The following is a 13,077-nucleotide window of genomic DNA, read 5'->3' as shown; positions in this document are numbered from 1 at the left end:
GCCGGCCCCGCACACCTCGTCACTCCCGCCCCCAGCTGACCACCTTCGAAGGAACACTGATGACGCTCTCCTCCTCCACCGACGAGTCCCTCGAGGACCTCGCGCTCACGCCCGACCCAGTGGATGAGGCCTTCGCTCAGCCCTATGTCGACGTCGACGAATGGCGAGAGACCCCCGCTCACCATCGCTACATCCACGGCGGATTCGCCGACAGCGACACCCGCTTTTCGCTGTACCTGCCCACGCAGGACCAGTTCGAAGGCCGGTTCTTCCAGCACGTGACCCCGGTGCCTCAGAGCGAGAACCTCGCGCAGCAGCAGCTCACTGACGAGAATCCGGTTCCGTTCACTCTCGCCAGCGGCGGTTACTACATCGAGACCAACGGCGGCGGCCCCGGAGCCGCGAACCCCATGTCCGGGATCGACCCGACCATCGGCGCCTACCGTGCCAATGCGGCGGTCGCCCGACTGTCTCGTCAGATAGCGGAGTGGATCTACGGACCGCAGCGTGTCTACGGCTACCTCTACGGAGGCAGCGGCGGCGGATATCGCACCATCGGCGCATCCGAGAACACCGACGGCGTCTGGGACGGCTACGTGCCGTACGTCATCGGCAGCCCCATGGCCATCCCGAACGTCTTCGCGGTGCGTATGCACGCGCAGCGCCTCCTCCGCCACGCGTTCCCGCGAATCGTCGACGCCTTCGACGCTGGCGGCGATCCGACCACCCTCAAGCTCAGCACGGAGGAGCAGGCTGCTCTCGACGAAGTCACCCGAATGGGCTTCCCGGTTCGGTCGTGGTTCGGCTGGCAAACCATGGGTATGCACGCGTTCAGCGTGCTGTACCCCGGCATCATGCACGCTGACCCCGCTTACGCCGAGGACTTCTGGAGCGCTGAGGGATACCTCGGAAGCGACCTGGATTCGTCCGTACACCGCGACCGCGTCCAGCTGAAGACGACCCTGGTCGAGCTCCTCACCGCCGACTCCGAGACCGCCGCGATCACCGGCGGAGTCGACGAGTCGTACAAGGCGACAGCGCGGCCGCGAACGGTCATCGGCGCGCGAATTGCCGATCGACCGGAGGGGTTCACTCTCGGCGCCGAGCTGGCGATACTCACCGGTCCGTCGGCAGGCAAACTCCTCCGCCTGACGGGCGTGGACGGAACCACCGTCCTGTTCGAGCCCGGCGAGGGCTCGTTCGAGCTGACCCCGGGCGATGAGGTACTCGTCGACAACTCCAACTTCCTCGCCGCGCAGACCTACCACCGCCACCAGGTCCCCTCGAGCGACTACATCGTCTGGGACCAGTTCCGCACCGCCGCCGGCAGCCCCGCACCACCCCAGCGCCCCGTCCTCCTTGGGCCGCTCTTCGCCGCGGCCGCGTCCGGAACCGTTCCCACCGGTCGCATCAGCGGCCACATGATCGTCGTCGCCTCCCTCCTGGACCGCGAGGCCTTCCCCTGGCAAGCGGACTGGTACCGCTCCCGCGTCGGCGAGTTCATCGGCGACAACGTCGATGACCGGTTCCGGCTTTGGTACACCGACAACGCGCTGCACGGCGACGAGAGCGGCATCCAGGAACACGAGACGCGTACCGTCAGCTACGTCGGCGCTCTCCAGGCAGCGTTGCGCCAGCTCAGCGCTTGGGTGGAGCAGGGCACCGCCCCGGCCCCCTCCACGACGTACGCCGTACACGAGGGGCAGGTGCTCGTCGATGCCAACGACGCCGCTCGGGGTGGCGTGCAGCCCATCGTCGCCCTCACCGTCGACGGCAGCGACCGCGCCGAGGTCAGCGTCGGAGCGATCGTGACTGTGCGGATCACCGCCCACGCAACCACCCGCGCCGGCATCATCACCGACGTCGTCACCGATCTTCACGGCACCGGACACTTCGACACGACCCAGCAGGTCACCCCTGCAGGGTCCGTCGAGATCTCCGAGGCGTGCAGTTTCGAGTTCCCCGGGACCTACCTGATCGCCGTTCGCGCGACCGCTCAGGTCGGAGGCAACGCAGACGACCGGTTTGCGCGAGTCGACAACATCGCTCGAGCCCGCATCGTCGTCCGCGCCATCGACGCGACCTGATCCGCTTCTCCGATCGACACGACCCAGCCTCGCCGAGGCGGCCCGAGTGCACATCCACCAATGTGCTCGCGCAGGAGGTCCTGTCGCGCGTAGCCCTGTGGAGACACATGAGCCCCGACGATCACGACCCGACCCCGCTGCCGGCCGAGCGCCAGCCGCACAGCCTGGTCAACGGAGCTAGCAGCAAGCCGGTGGAACGCGCGACGCCTCATCGGGGACCTGATGGTCATTGCACGGCCGTCGCGCATTCGCCTCCAAGGGGGCCGGCGACCGACTTCGCTGACGCGCATGACCTTCGACATCTACCCGCTGCCCGATACCGTGCGAAAGGTGCCTTCGCCTCACGCCGTTGCGGTGTGGGACGCCACGCGCACGGATGGCCACATCTCGGCTGCCAAGGCAAGGCTGCTTGCGCCGGAACTCGACCGAGTGAATGCAACCGCCTACCGAGTGAACAGCGAACCGCCAGTGGGGAAGATCGCGCTGTACGTCTGCATTCCCCACATCCATGGCATCCGAGCGCTTCACACCAAGCCGTCGGAAGGCAGACACCGAATGGTCCTGCGATTCCCGCTCCGCTGCGTTGGCTGCGAGACAGCCTTCACGGCGCGCGTCGGGGTCGCGCCGACCGACTTGACGCGCTTCTACCCGCCTCGCGGCCCCGACGTCGTTCCCGGGCTACTTGAGCAGCCCCTCCTTGGTCAGCCAGTCCTTCGCGGCGGCCTGGGCCTGGGCCTTCTCGCTGCCCTCGACACGGTTGCGCAGCTCGATGAGGTCATCGGTCGTCAGCTTCTCGGACAGCTTGTTCAACGTCGACGCGAGCTTCGCGCTGTAGATGTCCTTGTTCAGGAACGGCAGGATGTTCTGCGACGCGATCAGGTTCTCGGGGTCCTTCAGCACGAGCAGCTTCTTCGTCACGAGGTCGGGTGACGTCGTGTAGATGTCGGCCACCTGCACGGTGTCGTCGACGAGTGCCTTGACCGTGTCGGGCCCGCCGTAGTCCTCGATCGACTTGAACGTGACCTTCTCCACGCCGTACGTCGACTTGAGGCCGGGGATGCCGTACGGAAGGGTGCCGAACTGCGGATTGGCACCGAGCGAGAACGGCTCGATCTTGGAGAGGTCACCGATCGACGTGAGGCCGTTCTTCTCGGCCTCGGCCTGGGTCACGACGTAGGCGTCCTTGTCCTCGGCCGGAGACGGCTCGAGCACCTGGAAGTCCTTCGGGATCTCGGTCTTCAGCGCGGCGTCGACCTCCGCTGTCGTCTTCGCGGTGGCCTTGGTGTCGTAGAAGAACAGCAGGTTGCCGTTGTACTCCGGCATGAGGTTGATCGAACCGTCCTTGAGCGCGGGGATCGTGGTCTGCCGCGGGCCGAGGTTGAACTTGGTCGTCACGTCGAACCCGGCGTCCTTCAGGACGAGGGCGTACATGTTGCCCAGGATCTCGCTCTCCGGGAAGTTGAACGAGCCGACGACAATCGGCGTGCTGCCGGATCCGTCGTCTCCGCCCGATGCCGGCTTCGTGGGGTCCGAGGTGGAACAACCGGAGAGTGCCACGATCGCCCCGACCGCGATCACACCCGCGAGGATGCGTGTCCTGGTACCTGCTGTGAACATCAGTGGTCCCTTTCGTCGACGGAGAGTGCCGTCACCGCGCGGCGCCGGAGTGGCAGCGCGCGGACGTGTGTGCGGCGGCGACGGGTCTGCCCCTCGGGGCCGCGGCGGGTGAGGTGTTGTGCGAGGGCGAACAGGCCGTCGATCACGAGGGCGAGGACCGTCACGAGCAACGCACCACCGAGGATGAGGTCGTTGTCGTTCAGGCTGATGCCCGTCGAGATGATCGCGCCGAGCCCGCCCAGGGAGATGTACGACGCGATCACGACGGTCGCGATGACCTGGAGGACCGACGCGCGGATCCCGCCGATGATCAGCGGCAGTGACAGCGGCACCTCGACCTTGAGCAGGATCTGCAGCTCGGTCATCCCCACCGAGCGCGCGGCGTCCACCGTCTGCGGGTCCACGGACTCCACACCGGAGTACGCCCCGGCGAGGATCGAGGGGATCGCCAGGACGACGAACGCGATGATGGACGCGATGAAGGCGGTCTGCGTGAACGGCACGGTCATCCCGATGATGACGAAGAGGGTGCCGAGCAGGCCCAGCGTCGGCAGCGCGCGCATGGACCCGCTGAACGCGATGACGAAGCTGCGCCCGCGCCCGGTGTGACCGATGTACAGGCCCAGTGGCAGCGCGATCAGGGCGGCGATGGCGACCGAGATGAACGTGTACAGCAGGTGTTCGCCGATCCGGTCCTGGATCGGGAGCGGGGTCTGCAGGCCGGGGCGGTAGTTCGCGGGGTCGAGGAGCCAGGCGACTGCGTGGAGGAAGAACTGCACGGTCAGGCCCCCCGTTCGATCGTCGCCAACGCGGCCCGACGGCGCGACCGACGCGACCGCACCTGGATCCGGCGCGCCCACGGCATCAGGACGCGCCCGAGCGCCACCAGGACGGTGTCGAAGACCAGTGCGACGAAGAGACTCGCTGCCACGCCGACCAGGATCTCCTCGAGGAACTGACGCTGTCGCCCGTCCGTGAACAGGAACCCGATGTTCGCGGACCCGACCAGGGCGCCGACCGAGACCAGGGCGACGGTGCTCGCCGAGACCACCCGCATCCCCGCGAGGAGGACGGGACCCGCCAACGGGAGCTCGACCGTCCAGAACCGCCCCCACGCGGAGTACCCCACCGAAGTGGCCGAGTCGACGACGTCCGCCGGGACGGCGGCGAACGCATCAGCTGCCAACCGCACCATGATGGCGACCGCGTAGACGGACAGCCCGACGACGATGTTCACCGGATCCGTGATGCGGGTGCCGAGCAGGTAGGGCAGGATCACGAAGAGCGGCAGGGACGGGATCGTGTAGAGCAGACTGCCGCCGCCGACGATGACCGATCGGACTGCCTGCCACCGGTTCGCCACCCACCCCAAGGGCACCGCCACGACGAACCCGAGGACGATGGGCACGGCCGCGAGACCCGCGTGGGTGACGGTGAGGCCCCAGACGAGACCGAAGTTCGCGATGATCCAGTTCAGGTCAGCATCCCAATCCTCGTCGGACGACCGTTCGCCTGAGAGTAGTCGCGCCGCACCGTTCTGACCGCGACGGATCGTCGCGCCGGCGTCCCTGCGCCGGCATCCCCGGTCACTGGTGCAGGAAGTCCTGCCGCTCCTGCTCGACCACCGGCGCGAGTCGCACCCGGACCACCGGACCGGAGTCGACGCTGGTGATGCCGTCGAGCACGACCACGAGCGCGTCGGGGCGCTGCTCCCAGTCGACCTCGCCGGCGTGACCGAGGACCGCGACGGACCGGATGGTCCGACCGAGCAGGCCCGAGGCCGAGCCGAACGCCCGGATGCGGGCCGACCCGTCGTCGGGATCGGCCAGCAGGGTCGCGTAGACGGCATCGCCGGTGACGTCGTGGCGCGTCGTGAACCGGACGTCCTCGGCGGTGTACTCGACCGTGTCGGCGTCGACGAACGAACCCGCGGGACGAGTGGTCGGCCCCTCGCCCGAGATCGTCCACGGCCGGGTGCCGTAGATCGCCTCGCCGTTCACCGCGAGCCACGAGCCGATGCCGCGCAGGATACGGACCTCGTCCTCGGGCAGGGTGCCGTCGGCCTTCGGCCCGGTGTTGAGCAGCAGCACACCGTTCTTCGCGACCACGTCGACGAGTTCGGCGACCAGGTCGCGCACGGTCTTGTAGTCGTGCCCCTCGATCCAGCTCCACGCGGTCTTGGCGATCGCGGTGTCGTTCTGCCAGACGGCCTCCGGGGTGCTGCCCATCGCCCCGCGCTCGATGTCGTACACGGCGCTGCCCGGCGCGAACGTCTCCCACTTGTAGTTGATGACGACCTCGCGGCCCCACTCGGCGGCGCGGTTGTAGTAGTAGGCCGCGAGTGTCCGGACGTACGGCTGGAACGCGGGCTGCTCGATCCACCAGTCGAACCAGAGCACCTGCGGGCGGTACTTGTCGATGAGCTCGACGGTGCGGAGCAGCCAGTCCTCCAGGAAGCGTTCGTTCGGGGCGGTCTCCTCGCGCTGCGCTGGCCCGTAGAAGTCGCTGAACCGCGGATCGAGCACGTCCGAGGGGATCTTCGTCCCGCCGTTCATGAAGAACCAGTGCTCGGCCCGGTGGGACGACGCGCCGCGGACCATCCATGCCTCGTCCGCCGCGACGAGGAGCTCGCCGAACACGTCACGCCCGGGCCCGAGCTGCGCGGCGCTCCACCGGGAGCGGTCGGTGTCGTACATCGCGAAGCCGTCGTGGTGCTCGGCGACGGGGACGACGAACTGCGCGCCGGCCTCGCGGAAGACGCGCACCCAGTCGGCGGCGTCGAAGTGCTCCATCGTGAACGACGGGATGAAGTCCTTGTACCCGAACTCGTCCTGCGGGCCGTAAGTCTCGACGTGGTGCGCGAACTCGGGCGTCCCGGCGCGGTACATGTCGCGGGAGTACCACTCGTTCCGGAACGCGGGGACCGAGAAGACCCCCCAGTGGATGAAGATCCCGAACTTGGCGTCCTGGTACCACAGCGGTGCGCGGTACTCCTGCAGCGATGTCCAGGTCGCGTCGTACGGACCCGAGCGCACGACGGCATCGACCGCGGCCAGGGCCGCGGTGTTGTCCGAAACGTCCACGGGCTCGGGCAGGGTGGTCGGGTCCAGCGGGGTGAGCGGTTCGTGCACGACGTGCTCCGATCGGTTGCGGCAGCTCACGACGGCGATGTCGGGAGCGTGAGACATCCTATGTCTGATCGATCTGTCGCGAGGGGTTCCCGGTCAGGGCATCCCCCGACGAGCGCAGCCAGAAGAGCATCGAACCGTGACCGCTCCGACCGCAGCCGACGTCCCGACCGAGCAGGGTCCGCGCCGCGCCGCGCGGCTGACGCTCGTGCTCGCCTCGCTCGGCTTCTTCCTCATCACGCTCGACATCCTCATCGTGAACGTGGCGCTGACGACGATCGGGCGGGAGCTCGGCGGCAGCACGTCGGGGCTGCAGTGGGTGATCGACGCCTACACGTTGCTGTTCGCCTCGCTGCTGCTGTTCGCGGGCAACCTGTCCGAGCGCATCGGGGCGAAACGGGCGATCGGCTGGGGCATCGCCGGGTTCCTCGTGGCGTCCGTGGCGTGTTCCCTCGCACCGACGCTCGGCGCGTTGATCGCAGCGCGGGCGTTCCAAGGGGCAGCCGCAGCGGTGATGCTGCCGGCCTCGATGGCACTCATCCGCGAAGCCTTCCCGGATGCGCGTGAACGGGCGCACGCGCTCGGCATCTGGGCGGTCGGCGGTGCGGTCGCCGGGGCGGTCGGGCCGATCCTCGGCGGCGCGCTGACGACGCTCGACTGGCGCCTCGTGTTCGCCATCAACCTGCCGGTGTGCGCGGCGATGCTCGTGATGCTCGCCCGGGTGGCGCCATCGCCTCGGCGACCGGCTCGGTTCGACCCGGCCGGGCAGGTCCTCGCGCTGCTCGCGCTCGCGGGGCTCGTCTTCGGCCTCATCGAAGGCGGTGCGACGGGTTTCGACCGGTGGTACGTGGTCGTCGCGCTGGTGCTCGCGGCCGTCGCGGTCGCCGGTTTCCTGCTGGTGCAGGCCCACGGCCGGAACCCGATGATGCCGCTCGACCTGTTCCGCTCCGGTCGGATGCGGATCGCGCTCGGCGTCGGGTTCGCGTTCATGGTCGGCAACTTCGGCAGCGTCTTCGTCCTGAGTCTCTACCTGCAACAGCACCTCGGACTGTCCCCCCTGGCCGCGGGGCTGGTGTTCCTGCCGTCCGCGGCGTTCAGCATCGTCGGCAACATCGTCAGCGGCACCCTCGTGAACCGATTCGGCGCTCGGGTCCCCGTGGTCGCGGGACTCACCACGATGGCGATCGGCATCGTCGTGATGATCGTGCTCGCGCCGTACGACTCGGTCGTCGCGGTCGCGGTGTGCACGATCCTGACCGGCGCGGGCGGATCGGTCGCGATGCCGCCCGCGACGTCGGTCGTCCTCGCCAGCGTCCCCGCTGAACGGTCGGGGACAGCGAGTGCGGTGTTCAACACCTTCCGGCAGGTCGGTGGGGCGGTGGCGATCGCGGTCTTCGGGGCGTTCCTGGCCGACCGGTCGCAGTTCGTCGTCGGGACGCAGACCAGCTTCGTGGTGGCGGCCGCCGTGCTGGTCGTCGCGGCGCTGGCCTCGATGCGCATCCGGACCGAGTGACCGGTACGTCGTGTCGACGCAGGGTCAGCTCCGGTCGGCCGCGCCACGCCCAGCGGCGTCCACCGCGTCGCGTCGGTCGGTCGCAGCGACCGAACCGAGCAGCCGGAGCGCGTCCGCGGTCGGGGAGCCGGGCTCCGCGCTGTACAGGAGCAGACTCAGACCCGGGTCGCTCATGAGCCGGGACCCCTCGAAGTGCAGGTCGAGAGCACCGACGACGGGGTGGACGAAGTGCTTCTCGCCCGTGGCGTGCCGACGGACGTCGTGCGCACCCCACTTCGCCCGGAACTCCGGGCTGCGCGTCGAGAGCTCACCGATCAGCGCCTGCAGGTCCTCGTCGTGGGGGTCGTGGCCGGCCGCAGTGCGGAGGATCGCGACGCTCTGGTCGGCGGCGACGTCCCAGTCCGGGTGGAACGCGTCGGCCCAGTCCCGGTCCAGGAAGGCGGCGCGAGCGAGGTTCGGCCGCTCCGCCTTCCGGAACAGGTCCGCGTAGAGCGCCCGGCCGAGTGCGTTCGCACCGAGCAGGTCGAGTCGGTCGTTGCGGATGAACGCCGGCCCGCCGGTGAACGCGTCGAGCGTGTACTGCAGCCCGACGCGCAGGGTCTTCGGCGTCGCTGCACGGCGCTGTCCACGGACCGGGGAGGCGTTCGCCGCTCGTGCGAGGTCGAACAGGTGGTCACGCTCCGCGTCGTCGAGGAGCAGCGCACCGGCGATGGCGTGCAGGACGCCGTCGGAGACGCCGGCGAGGCTGCCGCGCTCGAGCCGCGAGTAGTACTCCACACTGACGTCGGCGAGCATCGCGACCTCGCTGCGGCGGAGGCCGTCCACGCGCCGGTTGGGCCCACCGGGCAGGCCCACCTGGTCCGGGCGTACCCGGGCACGGCGGCTGACGAGGAAGTCCTTGACGTCGTCGCGGTTCGTGCTCATGAGGCGACCCTACGAGGCCGCGCCGGGGCGCGGGGTGCACTGCCGGGACACCGGACGGGAGGCACGGTGTCAGCTGGCACCGCGCCTCCCGTCCGCTCTGTGGTGCGTCCAACGCGCCCCGCGCGTGATCATGCGCGCAGCGCCGTTCAGGCGCTCGCTGTCGCCCCGATGATCGCGGCGGTGAAGAGCACCCAGTCGTTGATGATGTGCGCGCCGGTGCTGACCGCGATGTTCTTCGTGCGGATGTAGGCGAGCGTGAGGACCAGCCGTGCGACGCCGATGATCAGGAACGCCTGCGCGAAGTTCCACCCGTACGTCGGCAGGTGTGCTGCACCGAACCAGATCGCGGTCGCGAGCCAGGCGATGAGGATGCCCTGGGTGCGGGTGAGTCCGATGCGGTGGCACAGCGCCATGACCGCCAGGAACGGCAGGATCGTGAAGAGCTCTTCGCCCAGCAATTGGATCGCGGTCCCGACGTAGAACGCGACGATCTCACCCGCGCCGTGGATGCCGTCGGTCGCGGTGTTGGCGTTGCTGCCGAAGATCGCCTTGACGATGATCCCGACCGTGAACGACACGATGAGGCTGAGGATCGCGAACACGATCATGGTGCCGAAGTCACGTGCAGTGGTGCGTTGGAAGATGCGCGCCCAGTGTCGTCTCGTGAAGGCGATGAGGACGGCGAGCATGATCGCGGTGAAGAGGAACCGTGGCACGAGCGACTGGATGTTGTCCGCCGCCGGGTAGAAGCTCAGCACGGTGATGCCGGCCACCCACGCGACGACGATGGTCACCCACTGCCATGCGGGGATCCGGATCGGGTCTCCGTCGTAGAACGGGAAGTCCCGACCGTCCTGCCGTTCGATCGCCCTGCCGTACCGTCGAGCCCCTGTGGCCATGGTGTGTCCCCTCGTGCGTTGCATCGCCCTGTGGTGCATGTCGTCTGCACCAGAAGAGAAGGTACCGGCGGAGCCGGTCATCGGCGCGCTGATCCGTCGGCCTGCAGCCGCCGTACCTGCGGCCGGAACCAGAACACGAAGACCGCGACGACGTACAGGGCTTCGAGGACGATGCTGACCGGCACGTTCCAGTCGCGGACCGGCCCGTCGATCACGGCGTCGTTGAGGCCGTGGATCGCAGCGGCGCCGAGGTAGGCGAGCACGCCGACGCCGATCGCCCTGCCCGTCGGCAGCGTCTTCGCGGCGAGCCAGATGAGGACCGCGGCCCCGACGGTGATCAGCGGGTGCGAGACCTCGGCGATGATGCGGACGATGACGTCCATCATCATGATGAACGGCGCATCGGACGGAGCCTTCGCGCCGTCGAGGATCGGGTCGAGCGAGGTGATGATGTAGCTGATGCCCTCGAGGAATCCCAACCAGGCGGCGGCGACGAACACGAGCCACACCGCCAGTCGTGGCGACCGGTACGTGCGGGACGACAGCAGCAGGATGACGGGCACCAGGAGCTTCAGGAACTCCTCGACGAGACCGGGCCAGATGAGGCGGCCGGGCAGCAGGCTTGCCATGCCGTTCAGGCTTCCGGCGAGCAGCATCGCGATGGTCCCCCAGACGAGGCCGAGCCACAGCGCCTGCACGCGGTGGGGCTGACCGGCCAGGGAGACCTTCTGCCGGAAGTACCAGCCGATGGCCACGAGCGGGACCCCGATGCCGATGATCGCGGCGATGACCACCACCACGAGCGAGTAGGGCGGCAGGCCGTCCCCGACCGTGGCCTCGCGGCCGCCGGAGAGCATCAGGCTGCCTCCCCAGTACCCGAGGAGAGCACCGGCGGCAGCGCCCCCGAGGCCGACGATGAGTGGTGCGGTCCCTCGGGGTCGCGTCATGGGAACGAAGCTACCAGCGGGCACGACGCCCCTCACGCGGTCAGCCGCACACTGACCTCCCACAGCCGCCGGGCGTCGTCGGCGTCGAGCATCGCCGAATTGGCATCCGACGGGATGCTGTCCGCGGTGAGTGGCCGGACCTCGTCGTCGATCACGGCGACGTCGCTGTCCTTCAGGTAGACCCCGCCGACGCCGTCGAGCAGCGGGCTCGCGGCACCGAACACGAGGGTCGCCGCCCCCTGCTCGATCGTCTTCTTGCCGTGTTCGGGGTCGACCACCGTCGAACCGTCGTCGTCGACCAGCCCCTGCTCGCGGTACGAGGCGATCCGGGACTCGTCGTGCGGGCCCGGGCCGATGATCACCCCGGGGTGCGCGGCGAACGACCGGATGCCCCGGTCGGCGTACCGGCGGTCCAGCTCGACTGCGAACAGCACGTTCGCCCGCTTGGCCTGCCCGTAGGCCGCAGCGGCGTCGTAGCCGCTGGCGAACGCCGGGTCGTCCCACCGGATCTGCCCGAAGCGGGCGGCGCCGGACGTGACGTTCAGGACCCGCGCACCACGGGCCTCCAGCAGGGAAGGGAGGAGCGCCCGCGTGAGCCGGAAGTGCCCGAGGTGGGACGTCGAGAACGACAGCTCGTTGCCGCGGGCGTCGAGCCGCCGGTCCGGGGTGAAGAGCATCGCGGCGTTGTTGACCAGGGCGTGGAGCGGGCGTCCGGAGGCCGTCCAGTGTGCGGCGAAGGCGTCGATCGACACCGGGTCGGTCAGGTCGAGCTGCTCGACCCGGACGCCGGGGATGCCGGCGACGGCGGCGCTGGCGCGGTCGGTGTCGCGGGACGCGACGGTGACCGTGGCGCCGGCGGCGGTGAGGGCGCGGCTGGCCTCCCGGCCGAGGCGGCCGTGACCGCCCGTGACGACGACGTCCCGGCCGGTCAGGTCGACGCCGTCGAGGACGTCGGTGGCGGTGGACGATGCGGTGAAGGGGGTGGGGAGCGGGTGCTGGTCGGTGATCACGAGTGGTCCTCCTTGGAGTCGATGTGGCCGACGGCGTCGATGTGGCCGACTGCGTCGCCGGCTTCGGCAGAGGCGATGGCGTCGGCCGTCGCGGACCACGCGTCGGCGTCGAGCCCGAGCGCCGTCCGGAGGAACGCCGTCGTGGTGCGGCGGACCAGGTCCACGCGCTCCGGGCTCTCGTCGGTCGTGGCGGTGGACGCGTAGTCCTGGATGCCGCCGAGCAGGTGCTCCCCGCCGTGCACGGTCACCAGGTGCCGGGCGCCGGGGCTGTGGTGGTAGACGTCGGTGAACCAGTCCGGCCCGCGCGTGGAGAGCCGGGACTGGTCGTGGTCCCCGGCGACGACGAGCGACGGTGTGCGCAGCTGGCTGAAGTCCGGGCTCATGAAGGGGAAGTGCTCCTGCGCGAACGGCGTCAGGTCGGGTCCACCGAACCCGGTGGTGGAGAGCAGGACCCCGGCCCGCACGCGCTGGTCGGTGCGGTCCTCGCCCGGCTGTCCGTCCGACCCGATCACCCGGGCGCCGAGGAGCATGCCGACGGACTGGCCGCCCCACGAGTGCCCGGCGACCGCGAGGTTCGCCTGGTCGACACGTCCCGCGAGACCGGGGACGGCGGCGACGAGGACGTCGAGGTCGTCGATGACCCGCTCGAGGTCGTCGACCCGGGTCTGCCAGATCGTCGGGTAGCGCGGGTCGTCGAGCGTCAGGCTGTACTTCGTCGAGTCGAGGAACGTGGGCTGGACGACGACGAACCCGTTGGCGGTCCAGTGGTCGACGAGGGGATCGCCGCCGGTCATCGACTGCCCGAAGCCGTGGGCGAAGACGATCACGGGAAGCTCGGTGCCCGTGATCGGGGCGGTGATCCGGACCTCGAGGTCGTGGCCGCGTGATGGCGCGGGCAGGGTGACGGGGCGCACGCTGATCACCTGGGGGAGCGGTGCTGTTGCTGACATCG

The 13,077-nt window shown here is 69.4% G+C and carries 11 protein-coding genes; 2 read left to right on the top strand and 9 right to left on the bottom strand.

Annotation, left to right across the window (positions count from 1 at the left end; genetic code table 11):
• Positions 1 to 59 precede the first annotated feature (59 nt).
• The gene (locus EDF28_RS17235) at positions 60 to 2,087 is read left to right on the top strand and encodes an alpha/beta hydrolase domain-containing protein (protein WP_123340219.1); all 2,028 of its coding nucleotides are present in this window, start codon (positions 60 to 62) and stop codon (positions 2,085 to 2,087) included.
• A gap of 678 nt (positions 2,088 to 2,765) precedes the next feature.
• Here EDF28_RS17235 and EDF28_RS17230 read toward each other — a convergent pair.
• The 4 genes from EDF28_RS17230 to EDF28_RS17215 all read right to left on the bottom strand — a co-directional run bounded on the left by EDF28_RS17230 (position 2,766) and on the right by EDF28_RS17215 (position 6,892).
• The gene (locus EDF28_RS17230) at positions 2,766 to 3,704 is read right to left on the bottom strand and encodes an ABC transporter substrate-binding protein (protein ID WP_123939153.1); all 939 of its coding nucleotides are present in this window, start codon (positions 3,702 to 3,704) and stop codon (positions 2,766 to 2,768) included.
• Positions 3,704 to 4,483 (bottom strand): ABC transporter permease, encoded by a 780-nt coding sequence (locus tag EDF28_RS17225; protein WP_123310133.1) that lies wholly within the window; start codon positions 4,481 to 4,483, stop codon positions 3,704 to 3,706. Before EDF28_RS17225 ends, EDF28_RS17230 begins: the two co-directional genes overlap by 1 nt.
• A 2-nt stretch (positions 4,484 to 4,485) precedes the next feature.
• On the bottom strand, positions 4,486 to 5,112 hold the full coding sequence (locus tag EDF28_RS17220) for an ABC transporter permease (RefSeq protein WP_308222021.1): 627 nt from the start codon (positions 5,110 to 5,112) through the stop codon (positions 4,486 to 4,488).
• A gap of 178 nt (positions 5,113 to 5,290) precedes the next feature.
• Positions 5,291 to 6,892 (bottom strand): alpha-L-fucosidase, encoded by a 1,602-nt coding sequence (locus EDF28_RS17215; RefSeq protein ID WP_123939152.1) that lies wholly within the window; start codon positions 6,890 to 6,892, stop codon positions 5,291 to 5,293.
• 79 nt (positions 6,893 to 6,971) lie between these two features.
• Here EDF28_RS17215 and EDF28_RS17210 point away from each other — a divergent pair, with 79 nt between their 5' ends.
• The gene (locus tag EDF28_RS17210) at positions 6,972 to 8,345 is read left to right on the top strand and encodes an MFS transporter (RefSeq protein ID WP_221182579.1); all 1,374 of its coding nucleotides are present in this window, start codon (positions 6,972 to 6,974) and stop codon (positions 8,343 to 8,345) included.
• A 24-nt stretch (positions 8,346 to 8,369) separates the two neighbouring features.
• Here EDF28_RS17210 and EDF28_RS17205 read toward each other — a convergent pair whose 3' ends face one another.
• From EDF28_RS17205 to EDF28_RS17185, 5 genes are all read right to left on the bottom strand, one after another.
• On the bottom strand, positions 8,370 to 9,269 hold the full coding sequence (locus tag EDF28_RS17205) for a helix-turn-helix transcriptional regulator (protein ID WP_123939151.1): 900 nt from the start codon (positions 9,267 to 9,269) through the stop codon (positions 8,370 to 8,372).
• Positions 9,270 to 9,415: 146 nt separating this feature from the next.
• Entirely contained in the window at positions 9,416 to 10,168 is a 753-nt protein-coding gene (locus tag EDF28_RS17200; protein ID WP_221182578.1) for a CPBP family intramembrane glutamic endopeptidase, read from the bottom strand.
• Positions 10,169 to 10,245: 77 nt separating this feature from the next.
• Positions 10,246 to 11,115 carry a PrsW family glutamic-type intramembrane protease gene (locus EDF28_RS17195; protein ID WP_123939150.1) on the bottom strand — a complete coding sequence of 290 codons (870 nt, stop codon included), beginning with the start codon at positions 11,113 to 11,115 and terminating at the stop codon, positions 10,246 to 10,248.
• A gap of 32 nt (positions 11,116 to 11,147) precedes the next feature.
• Positions 11,148 to 12,125, bottom strand: coding sequence for an SDR family NAD(P)-dependent oxidoreductase (locus EDF28_RS17190; RefSeq protein ID WP_123939149.1), 978 nt, complete (start codon positions 12,123 to 12,125; stop codon positions 11,148 to 11,150).
• Positions 12,122 to 13,075, bottom strand: coding sequence for a chlorophyllase/cutinase-like alpha/beta fold protein (locus tag EDF28_RS17185; protein ID WP_123939148.1), 954 nt, complete (start codon positions 13,073 to 13,075; stop codon positions 12,122 to 12,124). The genes EDF28_RS17190 and EDF28_RS17185 overlap by 4 nt, the downstream gene beginning before the upstream one ends.
• Positions 13,076 to 13,077: the final 2 nt, after the last annotated feature.

The sequence above is a fragment of the Curtobacterium sp. PhB137 genome (assembly GCF_003814955.1).
GTDB lineage: Bacteria > Actinomycetota > Actinomycetes > Actinomycetales > Microbacteriaceae > Curtobacterium.
This window is presented reverse-complemented; position numbering and strand designations above follow the sequence as displayed.